This window comes from Reichenbachiella sp. (assembly GCF_039969095.1).
GTDB lineage: Bacteria > Bacteroidota > Bacteroidia > Cytophagales > Cyclobacteriaceae > Reichenbachiella.
On record NZ_JBDVOL010000013.1, the window covers coordinates 404381 to 429148 of the forward strand.

The 24768-nt window shown below is 37.7% G+C and carries 24 protein-coding genes; 9 read left to right on the forward strand and 15 right to left on the reverse strand.

From position 1 onward, the window contains the following. Window position 1: 1 nt before the first annotated feature. The 4 genes from ABJH98_RS14265 to ABJH98_RS14280 form a co-directional block, all read right to left on the reverse strand. Entirely contained in the window at window positions 2–1549 is a 1548-nt protein-coding gene (locus tag ABJH98_RS14265) for a glycine--tRNA ligase (protein WP_348308366.1), read from the reverse strand. 94 nt (window positions 1550–1643) lie between these two features. After that, window positions 1644–2471, reverse strand: a complete 828-nt coding sequence (locus ABJH98_RS14270) for an SOS response-associated peptidase (protein ID WP_348308367.1) — start codon at window positions 2469–2471, stop codon at window positions 1644–1646. 240 nt (window positions 2472–2711) lie between these two features. Next, the gene (locus ABJH98_RS14275) at window positions 2712–3173 is read right to left on the reverse strand and encodes a DoxX family protein (RefSeq protein WP_348308368.1); all 462 of its coding nucleotides are present in this window, start codon (window positions 3171–3173) and stop codon (window positions 2712–2714) included. A gap of 228 nt (window positions 3174–3401) precedes the next feature. Next, window positions 3402–4202 carry a DUF1338 domain-containing protein gene (locus tag ABJH98_RS14280; protein WP_348308369.1) on the reverse strand — a complete coding sequence of 267 codons (801 nt, stop codon included), beginning with the start codon at window positions 4200–4202 and terminating at the stop codon, window positions 3402–3404. 152 nt (window positions 4203–4354) lie between these two features. Here ABJH98_RS14280 and ABJH98_RS14285 point away from each other — a divergent pair, with 152 nt between their 5' ends. Beyond that, on the forward strand, window positions 4355–4813 hold the full coding sequence (locus tag ABJH98_RS14285) for an Lrp/AsnC family transcriptional regulator (protein WP_348308370.1): 459 nt from the start codon (window positions 4355–4357) through the stop codon (window positions 4811–4813). A 33-nt stretch (window positions 4814–4846) separates the two neighbouring features. Here ABJH98_RS14285 and ABJH98_RS14290 read toward each other — a convergent pair whose 3' ends face one another. Continuing rightward, complete coding sequence (locus tag ABJH98_RS14290) at window positions 4847–7465, reverse strand: DUF5686 and carboxypeptidase regulatory-like domain-containing protein (protein ID WP_348308371.1); 2619 nt, start codon at window positions 7463–7465, stop codon at window positions 4847–4849. An 81-nt stretch (window positions 7466–7546) separates the two neighbouring features. After that, window positions 7547–8767: a TCR/Tet family MFS transporter gene (locus tag ABJH98_RS14295; RefSeq protein WP_348308372.1), complete on the reverse strand. Its 1221-nt coding sequence runs from the start codon at window positions 8765–8767 to the stop codon at window positions 7547–7549. Between the two features lie 175 nt (window positions 8768–8942). Here ABJH98_RS14295 and ABJH98_RS14300 point away from each other — a divergent pair, with 175 nt between their 5' ends. Beyond that, entirely contained in the window at window positions 8943–9557 is a 615-nt protein-coding gene (locus ABJH98_RS14300) for a DinB family protein (protein ID WP_348308373.1), read from the forward strand. 1 nt (window position 9558) lies between these two features. On the opposite strand, the gene ABJH98_RS14305 is transcribed toward ABJH98_RS14300, so the two are convergent. The 7 genes from ABJH98_RS14305 to ABJH98_RS14335 form a co-directional block, all read right to left on the reverse strand. Then, window positions 9559–9948: a response regulator gene (locus tag ABJH98_RS14305; protein ID WP_348308374.1), complete on the reverse strand. Its 390-nt coding sequence runs from the start codon at window positions 9946–9948 to the stop codon at window positions 9559–9561. Continuing rightward, entirely contained in the window at window positions 9935–12238 is a 2304-nt protein-coding gene (locus ABJH98_RS14310; RefSeq protein WP_348308375.1) for a PAS domain S-box protein, read from the reverse strand. Before ABJH98_RS14310 ends, ABJH98_RS14305 begins: the two co-directional genes overlap by 14 nt. 506 nt (window positions 12239–12744) lie before the next feature. Continuing rightward, entirely contained in the window at window positions 12745–13176 is a 432-nt protein-coding gene (locus ABJH98_RS14315; RefSeq protein ID WP_348308376.1) for a DUF1987 domain-containing protein, read from the reverse strand. A gap of 280 nt (window positions 13177–13456) precedes the next feature. Next, window positions 13457–13915: a GNAT family N-acetyltransferase gene (locus ABJH98_RS14320; protein WP_348308377.1), complete on the reverse strand. Its 459-nt coding sequence runs from the start codon at window positions 13913–13915 to the stop codon at window positions 13457–13459. 68 nt (window positions 13916–13983) lie between these two features. Continuing rightward, complete coding sequence (locus tag ABJH98_RS14325; RefSeq protein ID WP_348308378.1) at window positions 13984–14415, reverse strand: DoxX family protein; 432 nt, start codon at window positions 14413–14415, stop codon at window positions 13984–13986. Window positions 14416–14439: 24 nt separating this feature from the next. Then, on the reverse strand, window positions 14440–14973 hold the full coding sequence (locus ABJH98_RS14330) for an NAD(P)H-dependent oxidoreductase (RefSeq protein WP_348308379.1): 534 nt from the start codon (window positions 14971–14973) through the stop codon (window positions 14440–14442). Between the two features lie 51 nt (window positions 14974–15024). Further along, window positions 15025–15474, reverse strand: coding sequence for a MarR family transcriptional regulator (locus ABJH98_RS14335; RefSeq protein ID WP_348308380.1), 450 nt, complete (start codon window positions 15472–15474; stop codon window positions 15025–15027). A 136-nt stretch (window positions 15475–15610) separates the two neighbouring features. On the opposite strand from ABJH98_RS14335, the gene ABJH98_RS14340 reads away from it, so the two are divergent. Continuing rightward, window positions 15611–16360 (forward strand): TerC family protein, encoded by a 750-nt coding sequence (locus ABJH98_RS14340; RefSeq protein ID WP_348308381.1) that lies wholly within the window; start codon window positions 15611–15613, stop codon window positions 16358–16360. A gap of 153 nt (window positions 16361–16513) precedes the next feature. Then, entirely contained in the window at window positions 16514–18994 is a 2481-nt protein-coding gene (locus tag ABJH98_RS14345; protein ID WP_348308382.1) for an ABC transporter permease, read from the forward strand. A gap of 4 nt (window positions 18995–18998) precedes the next feature. Here the strand turns inward: ABJH98_RS14345 and ABJH98_RS14350 are convergent, their stop codons facing one another. Then, the gene (locus ABJH98_RS14350) at window positions 18999–19712 is read right to left on the reverse strand and encodes a hypothetical protein (RefSeq protein ID WP_348308383.1); all 714 of its coding nucleotides are present in this window, start codon (window positions 19710–19712) and stop codon (window positions 18999–19001) included. Further along, window positions 19712–20251, reverse strand: coding sequence for an OmpA family protein (locus tag ABJH98_RS14355; protein WP_348308384.1), 540 nt, complete (start codon window positions 20249–20251; stop codon window positions 19712–19714). Before ABJH98_RS14355 ends, ABJH98_RS14350 begins: the two co-directional genes overlap by 1 nt. A gap of 166 nt (window positions 20252–20417) precedes the next feature. Between ABJH98_RS14355 and ABJH98_RS14360 the strand changes: the two genes are divergently transcribed. From ABJH98_RS14360 to ABJH98_RS14380, 5 genes are all read left to right on the forward strand, one after another. Next, window positions 20418–21365, forward strand: coding sequence for a hypothetical protein (locus tag ABJH98_RS14360; RefSeq protein WP_348308385.1), 948 nt, complete (start codon window positions 20418–20420; stop codon window positions 21363–21365). Then, complete coding sequence (locus ABJH98_RS14365) at window positions 21352–22041, forward strand: ATP-binding cassette domain-containing protein (RefSeq protein WP_348308386.1); 690 nt, start codon at window positions 21352–21354, stop codon at window positions 22039–22041. Before ABJH98_RS14360 ends, ABJH98_RS14365 begins: the two co-directional genes overlap by 14 nt. Next, window positions 22041–22922, forward strand: a complete 882-nt coding sequence (locus ABJH98_RS14370; protein WP_348308387.1) for a LytTR family DNA-binding domain-containing protein — start codon at window positions 22041–22043, stop codon at window positions 22920–22922. Before ABJH98_RS14365 ends, ABJH98_RS14370 begins: the two co-directional genes overlap by 1 nt. An 84-nt stretch (window positions 22923–23006) precedes the next feature. After that, entirely contained in the window at window positions 23007–23573 is a 567-nt protein-coding gene (locus ABJH98_RS14375; RefSeq protein WP_348308388.1) for a hypothetical protein, read from the forward strand. 288 nt (window positions 23574–23861) lie between these two features. Then, entirely contained in the window at window positions 23862–24764 is a 903-nt protein-coding gene (locus tag ABJH98_RS14380; protein ID WP_348308389.1) for a hypothetical protein, read from the forward strand. Window positions 24765–24768: the final 4 nt, after the last annotated feature.

A 24768-nucleotide genomic window follows, 5' to 3' on the forward strand; every position in this document is an offset into this window, starting at 1 on the left:
ATTATAATGTTTTCAATAATTGCTTCAAGTCTACTGCTTTTTCTATTTCGGCTACGACTTCATCTACGGACACTCTACGTTGCTCCATAGAATCTCTCTCACGGATGGTCACCATACCATCTTCCAAAGTCTGATGATCTACCGTAATACAATAAGGAGTTCCAATAGCGTCTTGTCGTCTGTATCGTCTACCAATAGCATCTTTCACATCCATTTGGACATTGACCGAATACTTCAGTTCTTCCATGATCTCACGAGCTTTTTCTGGTAAACCGTCTTTATTCACCAAAGGTAAAACGGCTGCTTTCACAGGTGCTAATACAGGAGGGATACGAAGCACTATTCTGCTACTTCCATCTTCCAATGTCTCTTCCGTATACGCACTAGACAGTACCGCCAAAAACATACGATCTAACCCAATCGATGTCTCCACCACATATGGCACATAAGATCGCTCTTCTTCTGAATCGAAAAACTGCAATTTCTTGCCACTAAACTCTTCGTGCGCTTTTAAATCGAAATCTGTACGAGAATGAATCCCTTCTAGCTCCTTGAAGCCCATCGGAAAATTGAATTCAATGTCACAGGCTGCATTGGCATAATGTGCCAAATTTAAGTGATCGTGAAAACGGTAGTTTTCCTCGCCTAACCCTAAGGACTTATGCCAGTTGATTCTTTTTTCTTTCCAGTTTTCGTACCATTCCATTTCCGTTCCTGGCTTGATGAAAAACTGCATTTCCATCTGCTCAAATTCACGCATACGGAAGATGAACTGACGTGCTATAATTTCATTTCTAAATGCCTTTCCGGTCTGAGCAATTCCAAATGGCAATTTCAATCGTCCAGTTTTCTGCACATTGAGATAATTCACAAAAATGCCTTGTGCTGTTTCTGGTCTTAGGTATATTTTGCTCGCTCCCTCGGTTACCGCTCCAAGCTCGGTAGAGAACATCAAATTGAATTGTTTGACTTCCGTCCAATTTTTAGATCCACTAACTGGACACGCGATCCCTAATTCTTCTATCAATAATTTCAGATCATCAAAGTTTTCTTCTTCTATATCTTTTTTGAATCGGGCATTGATGGTATCAATTTTCTTTTGATTGTCTAAGACTCTGCCGTTGGTAGACAAAAATTCTTCTTTATTGAAGGCATCACCAAATCGCTTTTCTGCCTTTGTTACTTCTTTGTCAATTTTAGCCTCAATCTTAGCCACAAAGTCTTCAATCAGCACATCAGCCCTATATCGCTTTTTAGAATCCTTATTATCAATCATCGGATCGTTGAAAGCATCCACATGACCGGAAGCCTTCCACGTGGTCGGGTGCATGAATATAGAGGCATCGATTCCTACAATGTTTTCATTCATTTGCACCATGGCTTTCCACCAATAGTCCCGAATGTTTTTCTTCAATTCTGCACCATATTGACCGTAGTCGTAAGTAGCACTGAGGCCATCGTATATTTCGCTAGAAGGGAATACGTAACCATACTCTTTGGAGTGAGCTATGATCTTTTTTAATAGATTCTGATCGTCATTTTTTGCCATAGCCGCAAAGATATACGAATCAGCGATTTGGGGAAGTTATGAGGGGTGCAAAGTTTTGTGACTCACTCAACATTCAGAACATCCATTCGACAATTCAATCAAACAAATTGCCTTGAGTCCCTCTTTCGAACCGTTTCTTGTCTTTTGACTCTCCCATACCTTCAACTTCCAAGACGTTATAAATTTCGTAGTCATATTCTTTTGAGAGTCTTTGCCCCACAGGCCTTAGTAGATCCATTCCATTGGCCGTTGGACTTTTGATGGCCGCTGAAATAGGATAAGCATTTAGCTCATCCCCAGGGTAAGGTTTAAGTAAGGTGGTAATTTCATTAAGGTCTGAGTCATTAGACAGCCAGATGGACTCTTCCTCTCGGCTAAGCATCACAGGGGAACGTGGATGGCCAATAGCTTGGGTCACCGTATTGCTCATGGTCGTGATAATAGCAAAAGTTTTAAAAACTTCTCCAGTGGATTTATCTACCCACTCATCCCAAATGCCAGCAAATGAAAATGGTCTATCACCATTTTGCTTGTAAATGGCGTACGGCTTTGACAATCCATAGTGATGCGACCCTTCGATAAAACAATCCGCTGGGATCAAACATCGAGTAGACCGTATCGCTTGTCTGAACATGGGTTTTCGTATGATTCCAAATCCTCCACTGTACTTCGGGTCGTTCTCTTTGTTTTGATCACCTTCAGCCCGAGCATTAACTATATAAGTGAGCTTGGATGCCCATGAAGGGCTAAATCCAAACATAAAAAACTGAAGTTCATTGGGCTTATCATTTGTAATCACTGGTGCCATATTCCCATGAGAAACATTTACATTCGGCTGGTAGCCGCTTGAATCTGAAGCCTCCACATTAAAGCGCTTCTCAATTTTATTAATTTTAGTTACGATGACGTATCTGCCACACATTTAAGAATTTTTCGAACGTTTTTAATAACCTTTACCAGTCCTGTAAAGATAGAAGAATCGCTGATTTGGGGAATTTTTAAGGGATGCAAAGTTTCTCACAGGCTTTTAACACTTAAGTCATCCCGTAGCTTGCGAAGGGATCTTCTGAGTTTCAAGTAGCCAGCTTCTCAATAAGAAGATTTCTCCAATCTTCCGACTTACGTCGAAATCATTGCGAAATGACAATAAAAAGAAGTTAGCTTAAAACCCAGCCAGCTCTTGTTTACGCTTGGCATCTCTACGTCGGAGCTCATCTACTGAGAAACGACCTCCTCCGAATAGGAAGTAAACAATCAACCCTAATAATACCAAAGCAGACATTTCTAATTCCATTAAACTATCAATGGTCAAGAAATGGGTAGCATTAAATATGACTGCACCAGTAAGAATGGGTATATTCAGCGCACACATCACTCGAGTATAAGCTCCGAGCGCGATCATCAATCCGCCTGCAGCATGCACTAAATAAATGTAATGCGCAGCTATCACGGCCATATATACCATGCCCATCGATTGGACATTGTCTGCGAGCACTTGAAAATTGGCTGTAAAAATGAGGCCTTTGATAAATAAAAATAATCCGAGAATGACTCTAAGTAAGTCTAACCAGGCTGGAGCGAATCGTGCATCCATCCATTGGTCAATTTTTGTGATGAGATTCATAATAAAATAATTTTTGGGAGTAGATAAGTTACTCAAAATCAAGGAGAAAGGCAAGTATGTGTCGTCATTGCACAGTTAGACGGCGGAGTATTCAGGCCATCTGCAATCTGAGAGGGATTACCCGAATAAATCGGGTAATGACGATTAGGTATAAAAAAAGTCAGCCCTCGCCGAAGCGCCTGAGCTGACTTATCATTTTGGGTTAAATGTTAATTTAGGAGTCTTGTCTTATGAAGCCGCATTCGTGCTTTCAAATATTTTGTCGGCAGACTTTGCGATAAATCCATTGAAAAGTTGACCGCTTGCATCTTTGTATCTTCTAGCAAACTCATAGTAACATGAAGGCACTTCAAATGATCCCTCGGCAAATTCAATAGCTTTTTTGTCAGCTAATATGCTCGCCTGCTCAAGTAATGCCTCGGGTGAGCCTTTGATTTCACCACCTGATACATTCATCGGAAAACCATTTTCTTTCAAGAAATTGTTCATTTCTTCTAAAGATTCGATGGCCGTCAGTTGATTTACGTTGATAGTAAAATGATTGGCACAGAAACCATAAACATACATCCAAGCCGCGTATTCTGATTCCTCTCTCAATTTCAAATAAGTTTCATGAGATATGGTTCCCCAAGGTCTGCCTGCAAAAATGGTTGAATTGGTCTCGATCAGACCCATTGGAATCTGGTTGATTTTATTCAACACAATGTATTGAAGTTCTTGAGAAAATTCTTCTAAGAGTAATTCACTGATAAATATTTTAGGAGCTCTTGCATCAGGATGCTCGTAATGTTTAGCTCTTAATTTTTTTGCTTCAAAAACATAATCGTCTTTTTCCACATACCCACAAGCCAAAAATGGTTTAGCCAATTGCTCCACATTGATGCTTGGGTGATTGAACGTACGGAAAGCGATGTGATCATTACTGATTTTCTCCCCTTTTGCTTCTAATAGCTCATGGATTTTGCCCGCAGAAGGTGTAGTTTTTACGTATTCCTTCCAAAAAATATCGATGATTTCTTCGTGTTGCATAGCTTAAATATTTGAATGCAAAATGAAGTCATATTTTTCTTTATTAATTATATATCAACCCATTTAATTCATTATTTATACTTTTTAGATCATTTTAACTTTTACAAGGACATATTAGTTATTTTTGACGTTATTCAATCTCCATACGAAACATGATCAGTCAATTTGACGATACAGATAAAAAAATTCTCCGTCGACTGGGTGAAAATGCCCGTGTTCCTTATTCAACTTTAGCAAGTGAACTAGGGATTTCTAATACGATGGTTCACCAGCGGGTAAATAAACTCAAGCAATCTGGAGTGATCAAAAATGCCACCTATGTCTTCGATCCAAAAGTACTTGGGTACACGACGGAGGCCATGACGAGAATTCAGGTAACCAACGCGAAATATGTGAATAGTTTGATCGCTGCACTCAAGGAAATCCCTGAAATAGTGGAATGCTCAAACATCACTGGCAAGTATGCTCTGATTATTAAAATATTTGCGAAAGACAACAGCCACCTTCGCGATGTGCTTTATGGTCGGATTCATCCGCTGGCTGGTGTAGAAGGAACCGATACGACTATTTCATTTGAGACAGCGTTTCAGAAGAATATTGCAATTGATTAGGCGTTAAGAGCTTCAATCTGACGATTCTATCACTCAAAAATTAAACATCTCATCCAAGAAAGCAGCAACACCAAACCGAATACCCCAATCCACATACTCGCCATCCTGAAAGGCTGCTACACCTTCCAGTCTGAATAGCCTAAATATATTATCGATGCTGTAACCAACTTCAGTATAGTTCTGAGCTGAATCTGTACCCAAATAATTAACGAAGACGCTCTCTTTGACGCCTCTTTTTCTGGCAAACTTGAAGCGGGACCAGAAAAGCTTTCTAAACTGATAATGGGTGAGCAAATTGAAGTAGGCACCATCCGTACTGAAGTTGTAGTAGGGTAGCAAACGATAACTCTTCACTACATCTACATCCTGAATGGGTGTTCTGTTACCCATGAAATGGTTGTAGTCCAGGAAAGTAAGGCTGTCCTTCGCTAGGAAACCACCTCCCCCAACTCTAAAACTCAGACGACCTCTGATACCAATATCCAGCGCATGTGTAACGTCCGCAGACACTTTGTGATAAGAAATCTCAGCATCTCCGATTGGAATGGCATTATCATACGCCAGCGTTATCTCTGGCGACGAGCGGTTGATAGATTCTCTTTCCTTGTTTTTAATGTAGTACTTCTGCCATGGTTTCATCGTGAGACTCAATCCAGTCAAAAAAGCCTGATGCTCAAGAAAGGTGGTGTTTCCCAACTCAGCGTTTATGGGTGCATTGGGTGTATATTCTTTGTCTTCTTGATTGAACCAGGTATGGCTGGTCTGGTTTTCCATCGGCAATCTATTAGTATATTCTGCTGATAATCCTATTCTATATTTGTCTGATATTTTGTGTGCATATTTCAGTGAAACAAATTCCTTTTGATAGATTTTCATGTAGTTACTTTCCAGCATCAAAGTAGTCAGTGAGTTCAGAATCGGATAAATTGGTTCATCAGGATTGATTTGATAGACATACCTTCCGCCTTCTAAGATTAGATTCTCATTGCCAAATTTATAGTTAGTCTTCAGCTTACTCTGCAGCTGATTGATAGAAAAGCCATAACGTACGAGAGGAGCGATTTCCAACCATGATTTATTCTCGAAAGTCTTTGTGTAGGCCAACTCATAATACAAATTATAGCCTTCCACCGTGTTGAAATTAAGGCTTGCTAGAAGTGGTTTCAATTCAAGATGTGTTTTGTCACCTATTTTGTAAGTGTTGCCTAATAGCAAATCATAAATTTTAAAATTTTCTTTTCCTGCTTTGGTTTTAATCGTATCTCCTTCAGATTCTTTTTTGTTTACCACAGCCATGCTGTCCATCTTGTGATAGCCTTTGATTTCGTATTCAGATAATGGAATGGGTCGAACAGACTGCCAAAAGCTTGAATCTTTCTTAAAAGCAAGAGAGTCTACGGTGATATTAGATACAAATTCTACGTTTTGAACGGTATCTTTTTCTAATTCTAACTTCTCATATTCCCGCATCAGTTTCCGAAGTTCCTTGCGTGTCATTTCTTTGCCTGATTGCACTTTTTCTATCACTTCACTATCCACATTTTTGTTTTGTGCTTCGAGTTTTGCGGCCAACTCTTTGTCCACTTTTTCATCGATCACCACTAGCTCTACGTCCAGGTCTTTGTTCAGTTCGATCTTGTAATTTTTGGCTGTAGCCAAATAATTGTACTCAAATTCAAAACCAAAAAATGTACCCTCTACATCGAACTGATGACTGATAGGCAACCAAACTTTGTTTTCAATGGGGTTGTAAATCTGGTTGATTAAAAATTCTATACCCAGATAACTCGTTTTCAAATTGAGACTATGAATGCTCCAATATTCCTCCACTATGTCAATCTCGCCTTCGAACACATCATCACCTTTAGACCGAGGGATCACTCGAATTTTACTATAGTCATAGCCTTGATCGGTATACGTTCCTAAATACTCAAACTTATAATAGCCAAATGCTTTTGGCGAGAGTGGTGAAATTGCACTAGCTACTTGAGACTCATAGAAACTGCCTTTGAGATATTCCATCGGACTGGTATTGTTGTCGTCTCCATTACTTCTTATAGACAGTACTTCTTCCTCATACTTATTTGGACGTGTAAATTTCACCTGTGAAATAGACTCAGTTACAAAAGCTGTGGTGGAATCCATGCCTTCCTTAGCCATTTGCTTACGCAAAAAGAAAGGAGAGTCAATCAACCGCCCAGAACCTTTGATATACACTTCTGCCTCATAGCTATCCAATTGGTTTTGATGAAATTTGGCTTTTGCAATGGCCTTCCGCATGATGGTGTAGGCAGGGTCTTCTTTACCAGCGCGGATTTCTACATCACGAAGCACAATGGTCTGAGGGTCTAGTTTCACATTTACTTCAGAAAATCCGTTGGTGACTTCTACAAATTTGACCACGGATTTGTAGCCCATGTATTGAAAAACCAAATCGTACTTGCCTGCTGGCAAAGGATATTCGAAGTAGCCTTCTTCGTTTGAAGTGGACCCAGTTTCAATATTTCGGACATATATGGTAGCAAATGGAAGCGGCTCACCATTAGTCGATTTGATCGTGCCTTTGATGCCTTGAGAAAAAGAATTGAATGTAATTAGGAGAATTAAAACACAGAAAATTGAGGATTTTCTGTGAGCAGTAAATGCGAGCATGTTTGGTTTTTTATTTTGAGTTTAAGTATTAGTCTCCATTAGGATGCAAAAATTACACATGGGGTTGCTTTGCTATGAAATTTATCCAAAAGCACTAGAATATTTTCTTAATGTTCGCAAGGCAAAACCAATACTCATAAAGGTAAAAATGGCACCCATCAAATAAGGTGCGCCAGGAAAATACAAACCCAAAGATTCATTGGTGAAACGAGCAAACAAATCTGTCATCAAAGGTGGTCCAATGATCGCAGTCAGGCTGATCATACTGGTAATCGCACCCTGCAATTCTCCTTGCTGATCTTCAGGAATCTGACCAGTCATGATACTCTGGAGCGAAGGCCCTGCAAATCCACTCAGAGCATAAGGAACCATAAATACAAACATCATCCAGCCTTCAGATGCAAAGGCGAACAAGACAAATCCGATAAAATACAGTGTGAGTCCTAAGTACACCCCATTTCTATCTCCGATTTTGGGTATGACTATTCGCACGAGCCCACCTTGAACGATGGCCACCATGAGCCCGACAAACCCAAGAGAATACCCTACCATCTTGACATCCCATCCAAATTTTTCCATGGTATAATAGGCCCAAGTACTTTGCGTAGCATGCGAAGCCAGATACACAAAAAACATAGCCACCATCAGACTAACTGTAACTGGAAATTTTTTGAGCTGAATGAGCGACCCTACCGGATTGGCACGTTTCCAGTTAAATTTTCTTCGTTTGTCCTTCGCAAGTGATTCTGGCAAGATAAAATAACCGTAAAGCCAATTGAGTAAGGTCAATACCGCTGCAGCTACAAACGGCACTCTAGAACCATACACACCAAGTAGTCCTCCGATCACTGGCCCAATTATGAATCCGAGTCCAAAAGCGGCTCCAATCATTCCGAAATTTTTAGCACGGTCTTCTGGCTTGCTAATATCTGCTATATAGGCGGAAGCCGTAGTCATACTTGCTCCTGTGATACCAGCCAATATTCGTCCCACGAATAACCAGCCAATAGTAGGTGCCCAAGCCAAGAGTAAATAATCAAGTCCAAAACCAAATAAAGAAATTAATAATACAGGTCTACGACCATATTGATCACCCAATCCACCCATGATTGGTGAAAATACAAATTGCATACTAGCATAAGAAAACATAAGCCATCCGCCATACAATGCCGCTTCTGCCAATGAGCCATTGATCAGCTCTTTGATAAGATCTGGAATCACTGGAATGATTATTCCTAATCCAATGACATCGACTAAAAGTGTTATAAAAATAAAGGTTAACGAAGCTTTGGATCGGTTCATTGTGGTTTGTTTAGATCGAAGATACGATATTCAAACAGTTTAGTTAGCATCAGAAAAAGATCACAGCCAAAATTGGAATCAAGCGCAAGTTCTGATTATCTTCATAATGAAAACTTAGATTTTTTTTCTAATCGAATTAAACCAAGCGTCCTCATTCTAAACAAGTCAATACATCATGAAAAACTTTAAAACCTTAATGCTTATACAAGCTTTGCTTCTTCTTGGCTTGAATACCTACGCTCAACAGAAACTTACTAAAGAAGAAAAATCCACTGCAATTAATTATTTGAAACAATCTCAGAGTGAATTGTTAATTGCAGTAAAAGACCTATCGGAGGATCAGCTGAACTATAAGCCAGGTGAGGATGCGTGGTCAATTGCAGAAACCATGGAACATATTGCAATTTCTGAAAAGAACATTTTTGGTATCGTAGAGATGGCTCTAAAAACCGATCCAGATCCCTCTAAAAGAAGTGAAGTTAAAATGGCTGATGATCAGCTTTTGGCTATCATCACTAGTCGAGATCAGAAAGTAAAAACCCGTCCAGAATTTGAACCGACCAATAGTTTTGGTTCTTTTCAAGGATCTCTCGATGCCTTCAATTTGCAAAGAAAATCCAATATTATTTTTGTAAAAAAAACAAAAGAGGATCTGAGAAATCGATACTACGATTTTCCTTTCGGAACAGTAGATACGTATCAGGTCATACTGTTCATGAGCGGGCATACCCAGCGTCATATGAAACAAATCGTGGAAACCATTACAAGTGAGGGTTTTCCTGGATCTTAAATTATATAAAAGTCAAAATTTCATCCAGCTTTTCTTTATTTAAGGGCTTGGATAAAAAGCCTTTGACCAAATGGTGAGCTTTCGCCTTTTCGATATCGTTTGGGTTGATGGATGACGTCAACATCACAACTGGAATTTCTTTGCTCGAGTCCATGGCTGAAAAATGCTCTAAAAAGTCCCAACCATCCATTACAGGCATGTTAATGTCCAGCAAAATGAGTTCTGGCAAATCTCCATTGCTGGTGTTTTCATTAAGATAATCTACTGCCACCTGACCATTTTTAAATTCGAGCGCCTCATCAAATGCGGGGTGTTGTTGTAAGGCAAGCTTAATTACGTAAGATGAAATGGGGTCATCTTCAACCACAAAAATTGAATTAATGGATTTCATGGAAATAAATTATAAATGTAGTGCCCTTGTTTACTTCACTTTCAACTTCAATTCTTCCCTTCATAGCTTCAATTTGATTTTTGGTAATATATAATCCAAACCCTCTTGCATCTTCATTGTGATGAAATGTCTTGTACATACCAAATATTTTATCGCCATGTGTGCTCATATCAATTCCTAATCCGTTGTCGGAAATTTGAATCTCAACTGCTCCATCTGTCTTTTTAGCCCTTATATTTATTTCACTCTTTGCTTCTTCTCTTCGATATTTCAATGCATTACTTATCAGATTCAATAATATACTATCTAAATAAGCAGGTATGATTTGAAGCTCGAGCTGCTCTGGGACTTTCACCTTAATTTCCACCCCACTTTCTAACACTTCGCCATTGAGTACTTGTAGTGTTTTTTCAACTTCTTCTAAAAGATTCCTTTTTTCAATTGGCTTGTTCAAGTTTTGGTTGACCGTAATAATCTCATTGAGATTCATGATTGTTTCTTCCAACTGACCGGTACTACTCTTCAACATTTGAAACATTTTCTCCTTCTCCTTTTTATCTTGAGTCATTTCCATGAAGGAAACTAAAGAAGTGAGATTGGCGCTGTGAGAACGAATGTTGTGAGAAACAATATGGGCAAAATTTTGTAGCCTTTTATTTTGATCGCTAGTCATATTTAAAAGGTTTTCCATCTCCTTTTGCTTTTGATTCTTAGCGGTCACGTCTCTTAAAATACCTTGGTGGAACATCACTTTTCCCATATCATCATAATGGTAGAAACCATGATCTTCCACCCAAATTTCTTCACCATTTTTCTTCTTTAATCTGTATTGATTGGAATGTTTGAAACGATCTTTTTCTTTGAAATATAGATCCTTTTTTATGTCAATTGCGAGAAGTTCCTCCTCAGAGCCATACCCCAGCATAGCTACTAATGCCGGACTAACTTCGACAAATTTACCTTCTGGGGTACTTTTATATATTCCATCCAAGGAGTTTTCAAAAATCGTTCGATATCTTTTTTCACTCGCACGTAATATTTCTTCAGCTTCAATTCTTTCGGACACATCTCGAATGATGGCTTGGGTGTATTCCTCATTTTTAAAAATGAATCTGGACAAAGTGACATCTGCTGTAAAGGGAGTCCCGTCTTTTTTATTGTGAACCCATTGGAAGTTTCCCATATCCATACGCCGATTTGAAGCACCTCCATCCGGCTGAAATTCGGGTGACAGCTCATACGGGCTATGGCCTATCAACTCCTCTCGTTCTCTGCCAAATATTTCTAAAGTCCGTTCATTACATTCAATGATTATATCTTCTTTTGAAATGAATATGGCATCGTTGGCCTTTGAAAAAAGTGTTTGATATTTTTCCCTCTCATATTTAAGCTCATTTTTGGCCACTTGAGCAGCTGTTATGTCTCTGGAGATACCAGATAGATTGGTGCATTTTCCACGATAATCAAAGACAGGAGTGACTTTTGTCTCTATTATTCTTTGGCCTTCTTCACTATCAAACTGGATTTGGTAAGTAACTGGTTTTTTTGTGGCTATAGCTTGCTGATAATAGGTTATTATGACTTGTGCATGATTAGTATCCCAAATTTCATCTATGGTCTTTCCGATCACCTCTTTTTTATCTTTACCTGACAATTCTAAATATGCGCGATTCACCGAAACGCATCTAAAAACTTCATTCGGTTCAACCTCCATCAAAAACATGAGATCATTCGTGCTACTATAGATCAAGTCAAAGCTCTTTTCTCTTTCTTCTAAGTTTTCTAAATGGCGGGCTTGAACAATTTTAATTGCCACCATAGAAGCAATGGTGGTTAGAATATTTAAGTGAATGGGTTGGAAAAAATTCTTTTCAGGATGTTCCGAATCAATGACTCCAATCAGTTCATTTTCATGTATAATGGGAACCGTGATCTCTGAAAAACGCCACTGATCGTCTGTGATATAATCATCACTTAAGCTCGTGTCTTTGGTAATTGTAGCTTTTTGATCGAGCGCAGCTTTGCCCACGATTCCTGTGCCCACTCTTATTAAAGTGGCATCTGTATTTCTGGGTTCTTTATCTTTATAAGCTTGTGAAGCTACTTGAATTAAATGCTCTTTTTTCTCATCTAGCAAATAAATGGCACAATCGTAAAAGTCCAATTTGGAGACCACATTGTCTATTACACTCCACAGCGTTTCCTTGATCGTGCTCTGATTGAGCAGACCTAGGGCAAATTGATTAATGATATCCAGATACTTTTCTTCCTGAATCTGTGTACTAGACATGCTGGTGGATTTAGCTTATTTTTCATCAAAGGAAGCGCAGTTTACCCATTATATGAATAAATAAGACAACCCTTTTCTCTTTACTAAATTTAATAAAAATATTGGAGGAATTGCTAGGAGCGTTGATGTAAGACGTCAATACGTCGCTGAGGCGAATTTTTGAGGGCATTTTTAGTCAGCAAAACAAAAAAAAGGTCACGCTTTCGCGCAACCTTAACCACCTTAATAAATTACTTTAGAGTCTTCGTCAAATACCTTTAATTCCCATAGCTGGCAAAAACGAACCCTATCTTTCAACCGTGATACTTGCAGGTAATTGCTTACGGTCGAACTACTAATCTCTCTGCTGCTGACTCCTTTGTAATTATATCATAACACTCAACATCGTGCAGGCCAGCACGAACCCGAAGGTCAATAATGTACCTACAACTACCTGTCTTACTGCTCTTTCTGCTGATTTGAATTTCGGTTTCATAACTTTATTGTTTTCTGTCCCAATTAATATTTTATGCCGCGTTTAATTGCGGTTCTTTTTCTGTTTCTTCTCCTAGTGAATTAATTACTGGCACTGACACAAAATTGAATTTGTATCCAAAGAATGAGCTAAAATCTTCTCCTGCCTCCAGCATATCCTCATCGTCATTCTCATAATACCAGTTTACAATTACTCTTTTTCCTAACTGATTGATATTATCTAATTTTCTTAGCAAGTTGAATATGCACTTTGATGAGCTGGTATTAAAATATTCAAACGCAAGATTCACAGTTATATTACCTGCGCTACTTTCCACATATTTATCCATATTCAAAAGTAGTGAACCATAAAAGTTCAAAGGATTTTCAGGGCTCGACTTCCCACGTAGATCCAAAAGCTCCTTTTTAGGATTGAAGTAAACTGATGGTGTAACTCTCGACGATCTGATGAAATATCCTTGCATAATTTTAAATTTTTAATCCAATTCAACTAATCCGTTGTGAATAATAAAATTCTATAGTTCAAAGATGAGCACCAATTAGCTATAAAAAAATACAGGATATCCGTAAATAATTTTTTACGCAAAGAGGAAATAAAAATGAGGTCAAAAATCCGCTAAAAAGTAAAAGTGGGTATTCTAGCTCCAATCGCAGATTAATGGAATATTCGAGGCCAAAAATCATAGGCGAATTACCTACCTTATAAGCATTTCCTTCAAAATTGGCATTTTCTGAATGATTTTATCATGCTCTCGTTTGATCCTCAGACCACAACATTGGGTAGCAAGTCAGCTCATTCGAGACTATTTTCGACCCGTTAGAAACAAATCCTAACTTTTCATATAACACGACTGCATAACTTGATGAATAGACAGTCACGGTTTTAGGGTGGAGTTGCGACAATACATGTTTCCATAATTGCATTGCAACACCTTTGCGTTGATGATCCATATGGACAAATAAATTAAAAAGGTGGCTGGGCGGTTTAACGGAGATTATTCCTATCAGTGCTTCGCTTTCAAAAGCAGCCCAATACATAAAGCCTTCTTCCATGTTTCCCCGCATCCCGTCATCCAAAACCTTTTGTTTATAATTTTGATAACCTAGTTTAGAAAAATCATCACGTATATATCTATCACTCACAGATTCAATCAACCTGCTGGCTACCTCAATATCACCTGATTCTAGTTTTCTAATAGTCATTCTTCAAGATACGAAAAAAGCTCCGATAGAAATCAGAGCTTTTTCTTTACTATGATTTATTGTTTAGATCAATCCCAATCTCCCTCACCTTTGGATATGCTGTATTTCCCAGATCCCAGAAATGCGATGGCTATTCCTCCAACTAAATAAATAGCCAATAGTTCTATAGCCCAAACACCACGGTCACTCACACTAAAAATATCTCCAGTATGCACTAATAATAAGGCTACCAGCATAGTAAAGGACATTATAAGTCCGGCTAATCGGGATTTGAATCCCACTATGATCAATAGAAGTGCAACGAATTCCCCAACAACAACTCCATATCCAATAAAACTCGGAATACTCATACCTTCCAACATTCCTGCAATTTTATTGGCTCCTCCTGTGAGTTTGCCCCAGCCATGAAAGAGCATCCCGAAAGCTAAAATGAACCTGATTAGAAATTTGCCCAAATCTTCAGCATTGGGATTGTTTAATAAATGTGCTATTCTTTTCATTCGATATTTAATTGCTATTGATCCTTATAATGCCTTCTCAAACTGAACAATTGCTTCAGCGATGATTTGTTTTTCCTCCTCATTAGTGATTACTCCTTTCTCTTTATCAAATGTATCATAGAATGATCCAAGACTGAATGTAGCTGCTACTTCGCCTGCAAAATATTTCATTTTATTATTAAGGTCTTCCAAACTGCTGGCAGCCCCACGTTTTCCTCCAGAAGTGCTCAATAGTAAAACAGGCTTACCACCCAAAAATTTAGCCTCCACTCTTGATGCCCAATCAATTGTGTTTTTCATGAATGCCGTTAGGCTTCCGTTGTGCTCTGGTGATCCTATAATATAGGCATCACCTTCAGCAAGTTTGGATACAAGATTCTTGATGGGTTGAGGTATGCCCACTTTTTCGATATCTGCACTATATATAGGTGCATCATAGTCTCTAAGATCTAGAAACTCCACCTCAGCCTGCTCAATCAAGGAAGAGGCGTACTTTACTAATTGAACATTTATAGATGTAGAGCTATTACTCCCTGCAAAAGCTATTATCTTTTTCATTTTATACTTGTTTTTACGTTTATTGTAATTACGAATTTTAAGGCAAAAAATTTACCCTCTCATTTTATCTAATAAATCACTCAGCTGCTCAGATTCTTCTTTGGTCAGTGCATTATTCTTTTGATTCAGCTCCTCAAACTTCGGATCCAAATCTGATAGCAATTCCATACCTGAATTAGAAATTTTCAAATTGATCATTCGCCGATTTTCTGGATTAATATCCCTATTTACCAATTCCATGGCAACCAACTTGTCCAAAAGCCTTGTCAAGTCTCCTCTCTTATTGATTAAAACTTCCTTAATTTCTCCTGGACAGATCGTATGAGGATGCCTACCTCTCAAAATTCGAAGGATATTAAAATGCTGTTCATTTATGCCTTTAGGCTTCAAAACACTTTCCGATCTATCCCTCAGCCAATTGCTTGTATACAAGACATTGATGATGGCTTTCTCCTTTGAATTTTTAAACGATGCCTGCTTTATTACTTCTTCTAATTTCATACTTGTGAGATTAACGGAATTACGTTATTCGTAGTTACAAATATTAAATAAGTTTTTATTAATAAAAAAATTAGCTACTGATATTAGTAATACAACTCAGATTATTAATATTGGAATCTATTCAACTGATACAACTATGGAAGCCTTACTTACACCAGAATCCCTCATTGCCTTATTGACACTTACCTTTTTGGAAATAGTCCTAGGTGTAGACAATATTATTTTTATTTCAATTGTCTCAAATAAGCTACCAAAAGAGCAGCAAGCCAAGGCTCGAAATATTGGATTGATGTGTGCATTGGTCTTTAGAATTGGGCTACTTTTTGGAATTACCTGGATTATTAGTTTTTCTGAACCGCTTTTCTCTTTGTTCGGTCATGCATTCAGTGGTAGAGATTTAATCTTAGCTGGTGGTGGGTTGTTCTTAATAGCCAAAAGCACCGTTGAAATTGGTCATAAAATGGAAGTTATGGAATCTCACGAAACAGTATCCAAAACTACCGCCACACTGGCTAGCACTATTGCTCAAATTATCATGCTAGATATTATTTTCTCTTTTGATTCTATCTTAACGGCTGTTGGACTGACCAGCCAACTGACAATCATGATCATAGCTGTAATCATTGCCATGTTCATTATGATGGCTTTTGCAGGAAAAATCAGTGCGTTTATTTCTAAGCACCCGTCTCTAGAAGTACTGGCACTTTCTTTTCTGATTCTGATCGGGTTTATGTTGACTGTAGAAGCCATGGGTCATCACGTTCCTAAAGGTTATATCTATTTTGCTGTATTCTTTTCACTTATTGTGGAAGTATTGAATATCAGAATCAGAAAAGGAAAACAGAAAATCAAACTAAATAAACGAGTTACAGAAGCGAGTAACTAGACTACATTCAGACGACATTGAGTGCAGAAATTTAAATTTCGTCCGATTATGTACAATTACTCAGTCCTTAATAATCCATAACCCATTGACATATTGCGCATTACAGTTGTGGCATAAAATTAGTTTCTTTCTTTTCGACTTATACTTGAAATTATGCTAAAACATTACTTTGCTCAATTTTTCAGAAACTTGAAGCGTAACAAACTCTTCTCATTGATCAATATTCTTGGCTTGTCTACCGGAATATGCACCTCTTTGCTGATCTATTTATATGTCGATTATCAAACGAGTTTTGATAATTACCATGAAAATGGTGATCATCTATTTAGGGTCAATCAAACTTTCATTTGGAGTGATCAGGTCGATGAGCAATTTGGTTCTACAGGTCCGGGGGTTGTTTTTGCTATAACCGAAGATATACCAGAAGTAAAAAGAGGCACAAGATTATTCCCTCAGCAAGAATATTTAGTCACATACAAAAATGGAAGCGGCCAAAAAGTCTCTTTTAAAGAGCCAAATATAATTGCAGCCGACTCGAATTTTCTAGAAATGTTTTCATTTCCATTGCTTAGTGGAAATGAAAATGGAAGTCTATTATCGGATCCGAAAAATATTCTAATTACAAAATCTACAAGCAAGAAATACTTCGGAGACAAAAATCCAATAAATGAGACACTAGAACTTGAGTATGCCGGTAATACTTATATACATAAGGTGGCAGGCGTACTGGCTGATGTTCCAGCCAATTCACATATCACCTTTGATATGCTAATGCCAATGAATAGTATTCGCAGGGTGAAACAACAGAACTGGTCGTGGGTATGGACGGGTTTTGTCACTTTCGTTGAATTAGACTCCAAGGCTGATCTCTCTGTAGTAAGAGAAAAAATAAAAGATATTCCGCGAATTCATGCAGAGCAGACTTTGCAACGTGTAATGAATATGTCCTATGACGATTATCTGAAAGAAGGTAAACAATGGGATATTTTCTTACAACCATTGTCCGATATCCACCTTAATACTCACGTCCTAAACCGCATCAATCAACCCGTAAATGTCCAAATTGTTTATGCCTATGGTATGGCTGCTACATTTATCATATTACTGTCTTGCATCAATTTTACTAACCTCACCACGACTCAACATCTAAAACGAGCAAAATATTCAGGAATCAAAAAATTATTAGGCTCTTCTAGATGGCAATTGAGTTTGGGCTATATGACTGAATCCCTAATTTATTGTGTGCTTTCCGCTGTTCTTGGAATTGTCGTCCTATGGTATGTTTTGCCATTTTTTAGTGATTTAACTCAAGTACGTTTATCATTTACTGACATCTTCGAACTAAAAGTATTGGGCCTACTATTGGCTCTTGTTTTAGGCATGAGTCTTGTCGCCGGCGGATATCCTGCACTGTTTCTAAGTGCTTTCAAACCGATAGATGCCATGAAGGGTAAAATCAAAAGTGGCAAAGAGAGCGCACCACTCAGAAACGGGCTAGTGATTGTCCAATTCACTATTTCTGTAATATTGATTTCTTGTACCCTCATTGCTTTTAATCAACTCAAGTTTACCAATGAAAAAGATGTGGGGTTTGAGAAAAGTAACTTGGTAACGATTCAAAATATGGAATGGATGGAACCGTCCGAGAGAGAAACATTCTATAACGAGCTGAGCAAAATCTCTGGGATCAAACATGGAACTATATGCACTGACGTACCTCCTTATCACTGGTCAGGCGATCAATTTGAGCCTGTCAATGCGCCTGTCAAAACAACTCCAATTGACTATACGCTTGTAGATGATCAATATCTATCTACGCTGCAAGTGCCACTTTTGTACGGAAGAAATTTTTCTAAAGCATTCCCAGATGATGTCAATTCAGTCATTGTTAGTGAAACAACCATCCGGACAATAGGCTGGAACCTTGATGAATCTGTACTAGACAGAAAAATAGTCTATGACTATGGCAATAATGACAAGGAATTCCAGATAATAGGAGTAATTAAAGATTTCAACTATCGCGGACTGAGAGGAACGGTGGACTCATTTGCCTTATTTCACTTAGAATCTGGCCTATATGCTAGCGGTCATCATTATCTAGTCCTTTCCATGAAGACTGCATCCGTTGGTCAGGTCACCGATTTACTTACTAAAATGGAATCAAAGTGGCAGGAGTTCATCATAGATCGCCCATTTGAATACCAATTTGTAGATGAGGTTTTTGCAGCTGACTTTGAAGAAGAACAGAACTTCCTGAAAGTCCTTTCTTTGTTCTCTAGTTTAGCCATTCTAATCGCGAGTCTTGGTCTATTGGGAATAATTATCTATGCCATAGAACAACGCACTAAAGAAATTGGGATTCGAAAAATAGTAGGCGCCACTGTTTGGCAATTAGCCGTGCTCCTATCTAAACAGCACGCTAAACTCATATTTATATCCATAGTACTGAGCATACCTGCAACAATCTATTTGATGCAACAATGGCTGCAGGATTTTGAATACAGAGTTGAAATTTCTTATTGGGTATTTGTAGTATCTGGATTGTCTATTCTTGGGCTCACATTAGCCATTTCTGGTTTCCATTCTGTGAAAGCTGCTTTGGCCAATCCGGTAGATGTGATCAAAGACGAGTAGAAAATCAGTCCAAATGATGCCCTTTGGCAGCCCAACTCCTTACTTTCCTTCTAAATAGCTCGTCAGCCTCGGGGGTCCAATTGTAATTCTCTCGGATGTAATGCATCGTGTCCTTTTCTACTTGGGTATAAGAATGTCCATCTGAAATAAGTGCAAATATTTTTTCAGCATCAGCTTTTGAAATTCGTCCATCACCAGCACCAGCTACCGCCTCATCTGCTTCTGCTAAAGTTGCCGCTTTGTATCGCTTGCCATCAATCTGCTTGTAGTAAGAAATATTATGTGTCTGAAAATGACCCGATACCTCTTCTAATTCCCTTTCTTTCTCTCCGAGTTGTTCGTCTTTGATTTCGAGGTCGTGCTTCAATTCTTTTACAGAAGCTCTCAATTCTTTGGCCTTTTTCTTTTGCGCTCTTACCTCTTTTTCCAAATTTTTCAATTCAGCTTCCAACGCATCAGACTTTCCATTGTCTTGTGGGGATTCTGCAGGTTTAATTGTTTTCGGTGCTGCTGCTGGTTTTTCGACTGTTGTTTGATTGGCTAGTTTTAATTCCAGCTCTTTTTCTTTTGATTTTAAACTATCGATTTCACGATTCAAAGAATCATTACTTTGAGCAATTTTATTGGACTTAGATTTCCAATATTGATACGTGAAAAATATTCCTATTGCCAGTGCGCCAAGTAGCATACCTACTATTTCTAAAATTGCCTGAGTCATTAGTCCGTTGATTTTATGGTGATGGATACTTTTCTATCTTTTTGGCGTTGTTCTTCTGTTCCGGGCGATGCTTCGCTTTCTCCTTTCGAACTTGTTTTGAAATTTGAATTTTCTATGTTTCTATTTTCTAAGAAATTTTGAATTGCTTCTGCCCGATCTAATCCAAGTTGATAATTATAGGCTTCTCTTCCCAAATCACAGGTATATCCCACGATAGAAATATCTACCGTTCTTCCTTCAATTTCAGATTTTAAGTTGGTCGCCACACTTTCAACATAAGTCGGATCCAAAAATTGAGTTGAGTTTTTAGCAAAATAGATTTGATCTTCTGTAATGAGAATAGGCTGTAAAACAGGTTCTTCTTTGACTTCAACTGCTGGCTCAGCTGGTGGCTGTGTAGGTGCCACATTCGCCATAGGGGTTTCTACATCTGTTGTTGATTCTAGGCATAGTCCTTTGATTTGACAGACATAATACCAGGTACTGAATGTTGACCACAATAAGAAAACAACAGCTCCTAGGGTTAGATTGATATTCATAGTGATCTAAAGATACAAAATTTTCTTTTTTGAAAATTGATCCAAGTATTTCCAATTGTCCAAAATTGGAAATTATTATTTTTCTACCGTGTTTATTGAAAATAAATTAAACCATGGGACTGTAATAAATCAATAAGAAAAGGAAACTAATGAGCAAAAGAATTTAATGATTAAGGTTTTTCTAGAGCTGCGATTCAAACAGCTAAGATATATTTTCAAAGAAGTCAATTGGCTTTACCAATCTGTATTGGCTGTAATACTAGCCATGACGATATGTGGTATTACGGTTCTCGCCAGTCAAAGGCAAAGCAGTTTGATCTCACTAGTTGCTCACATATTTCTATTCGCATCTTTCCATTGGTTTCGTCCCGATCTTAATTTTTTGAAGGCTTACATAGAAAAACACAAACTTGTTTGTTTCATCGAATATCTTGTGACATCAATTCCCATATTGATTGGACTTATCATATCATACCAATTTGATTATATTATTATTCATTTATTGTCACTATTTGCTCTAGTGAATACCACTTCACCTCTCGGTTCAGGTGCAAAGGCCGCACATAGCTTAAAATTCATCTCAGATCAATACTTTGAGTGGAAAAGCTGGTTTAGAAGATATTTATATCTGATTATAATATTATGGGTAGTAGGAATGTTTTTTTCCTTTCAAATGGGATTTGGTATACTTACAATATTACTGATCGGCTTACTCATGATAGGTTGCTACGATCAGAATGAATCTCTTAGTATACTAACTGCCTCGCAGCAAAACGCTAAAGGCTATTTCTCAACTAGGATTAGTGGCATGATACTTTTCTCAGTTATGTTATATGCACCCCTCTTTCTTCTATTCTGCATTTTTCATTTGAAGAGTTGGTACCTTCCTTTGATTCTCATTATGGTCTTACTCTCCTATCAATATTATGCACTAACTATTAAATATGCCTTCTATGAACCGCAAAACAATACGAGTAGAAATAAAGTACTATTATCTCTTGGAGCACTTGTGTTTGCACTTCCATTTATTCTACCCGCGATATGGGCGCTTAGTATCAAATTACATTTTAAAGCCATTAAAACACTAAACACTTACCTCCATGATTTCAATTAATAAACTCACTATTTCATACGGTTCAGATGCCAATGTTCTAAATCAACTTCAACTCAATCTTGAAACAAACAAAATTCATGGTCTCGTAGGACTTAACGGTGCAGGTAAAACTTCCCTACTGAATGCACTTCATGGACTTATCAAACCAAAATCTGGTTCTTTTAAGTTTCAAACTGAAGCACTTACTAAGAAGCAAATCGCATATTTACCGACTGAAAATTATTTCTATCCAAATATCACTGGTCGAGAATACTTAGAACTTTTTCCCAATAAAATTTTTAACATTTCAGATTGGAATGAAATCTTCCAGCTTCCTCTAGATCAAGTCATAGATGATTATTCAACGGGCATGAAAAAGAAGTTAGCAATATTTGGGGTCTTAAAATTAGATAAACCTTTTTTGATTCTAGATGAGCCATTCAATGGACTGGATCTGGAATCAGGCCGAGTGCTTCATTCTATTCTATTAACACTCAGGAAAAAAAATAAAACAATACTAATTACATCTCATATATTGAATTCCCTATTCGATTTATGCGATTACATTCATTATCTTGAAGCTGGTGTTATTAAGGAAAGTACTTCAAAAGAGCATTTTCATTCCTTTCAGAATAATCTGTATGACAAAATCAGAAACAAGACTGAGGATAAAATAAATGACCTACTGGCGAACTAATGAATCAAAAATCTTCATATAAACTAATAGACTTCCTTCGGTTTTTGATGGTCAAGTATCATGAATTCACATGGTACGCCCTGTTGATGGTAATAATTCTAATTATTTTCGAATCCTTTCAGCAGTATTATTACATTTTGCAGTTTGATCTCGTGCCTTCTGACCAGTTTTCTATTATAGAGCTCGCCATTGGTCATGCCTATCGCTGGATAGTGTGGCTGCTCACCTCTTTAATTTATTTTGGAATTGTAATTTATACGGGTCAGTCTGACCGAATCTTCCATTTGACCAAAGTTTGGTCCATTGTTCAACATCTTATTATCCTCATTGCTATCAATGTATTACTCATTTCATTGCTGCATATTGGTATTTCAGATCAAATATTAAAATTTGAAAGTCTTTGGGATAATTGCGTGTTTTTCTTTTTCCAGAAGGCACCGATCTATACGCTTTCATATGGCGCAATGATTGGTCTATTCCGTATGGTCAACACCAATCAAAATTTGGCTATAGAAATTCTGAATTTACAAAATCAAGTGCGAACAGAAAGTCCTCAGGCTTTATCTATCAAAATTGGAAACAAAAATAAAATCATTCCCCTTTCAGATATTGTATGGATTGAAGCTTATGATTATTGCGTAAAAATCCATACCACTAGTCAACACTCCTATGCCATGAGAAACTCACTCAAAGCACTCGAGAAAAAGCTACAAGACCTTCAGTTCTTACGCGTACATCGCAAGGCGATAGTCAACATGAAAAAAGTGTCCGAAGTCAGTTACAATTCCAACTCCTATCTTACCCTAGATGATCAAACCAAAGTTGACATTGCTCAAAGCAGAGTTGCTCACATCAAATCCTATTTGCAAGCAACGAACTAGTTTACTGCAAATCTGCCTACGCTTACTGCATCAACCTAGGGGAATCCCATTAGAAGGCGGATATTAGTTAAAAAAATAAATACTATGAAAACTCAAATAATTGGCGTGCTTTTCGCACTTATCAGCTTCTCATGTTTCGGACAATATGATTATGCGCCCAGTAAAAAGAACCCTTATGGCAAACCAAATCCAGAGGCTCCAGAACAAATCAAAGATTACGAACCCATGATCGGAACTTGCAACTGCAAGTCTTATAGAAAAGGATCAGATGGCGAATGGGGAGAACCCGTGGATATGACTTGGACTTTTCAATATATTTTGAATGGCATGGGCGTACAAGACTTTACTCTCAAACAAGATGGGGCTCATTCAGGAAGTATTCGTCAGTATGATGTAGATAGTGCTCGATGGAATGTTCACTATTACAGTTCTTCCTCAACTGGAGCGCCTTTGTCGCACTGGATAGGCAATCTGGAAAAAGACAAAATCATACTCTACAGAACACAGCAATCACCACAAGGTTATGATGGATATTCAAGACTCACTTTTCACAATTTCAGCGATAAAGGCTATAGCTGGATTGGAGAATGGATAGACGTTGGTAATACTGTGGCTTTTCCTTTTTGGAAAATAGAATGTAAAAGAGAATAAAAAATAAGCTGAAAGAGTGATTGATTTTCTCTAATCAATTACTCCTCAGCCCATCTAAATACAGGTGATATTAAGCAGGTTGAACCAAGATCCTGTGCTCTTTCAGATGGGCCGCACATTTTGGTTCGCTTCATTATAATTAATTTTCCCAATCTGAATTCCTACCAAATTAGCTAATTGCCTGATTGATTGCAAATAACGCTTTGGTAAACAAAATCCAAATAGCCTGTTTAGGCCATAAACATTGTTTTTTAGTATATTGGGTGGGGCCAAATATTATCATTCAATATGGCAGCATTCAAGTGGGGTTTTGAGAATAAGTATACTTCACAAATAGGCTATGCAACGCTTTTTGGGATCATCTCATATTTGTTAGGTTTTGTGCAATTCAAAGTTCCTGGTCTATCAGGTGTGGCTACAGACTTCAGAGAAATCCCTCTATTAATTAGCCTATTTTACCTCAACAACCCACTTTATTTAATCATTGAATGCTTGCTTACTACGATGAACACGGCACCAAATGGCTCCTATTTGGCCAATTTTTCCATGCATTTCATATCCCTATTTTTTGGTTTCTATTATTATAGGGTCATTTACAAAAACGAGTACAACTATTATATTCAGGGACTCTTATGGGTACTACTGACACTAATCTATTACGGCGTCTTTCTGGCTCCCGCAATTATTGTTGTAAATATCATTAGTGGAATCAGTCAAGAACCTTCCTTTTGGGTTAATTATCAAGAAGTAATGTTTACTGCAAGATTCGAAATAGTAAGTTCATCTTTTGTAACTAGCATTTTCTTAATTCAATTGCAAATCAGAAGATCACTGGAAAAACATAAAAAAACTTTAGTATCAGATGTAAAAACAAGAACTGCCGAATTGGCGAATGCCAACGCTGAATTAAAAGAAATAAATGAAAATCTAGATCGCATGGTCAAAGATCGAACTCAAAAAGTACAAGAGCAATACAAACAACTGCTCAAGTATGCTCATCTCAATTCGCATGAGGTAAGAGCTCCGTTGAGTAGAATGCAAGGGTTAATGTCCATCATTGTTCAGGAAAAAGATATGAAAAGCAAAATGGATCTGATAGACAAACTCAAAATATCATCTGAAGAATTAGATACTATTATTATAGAAATGAATCGAATTCTTGAATCTGAAGGTCTCAATGATAAAATTTGATAAT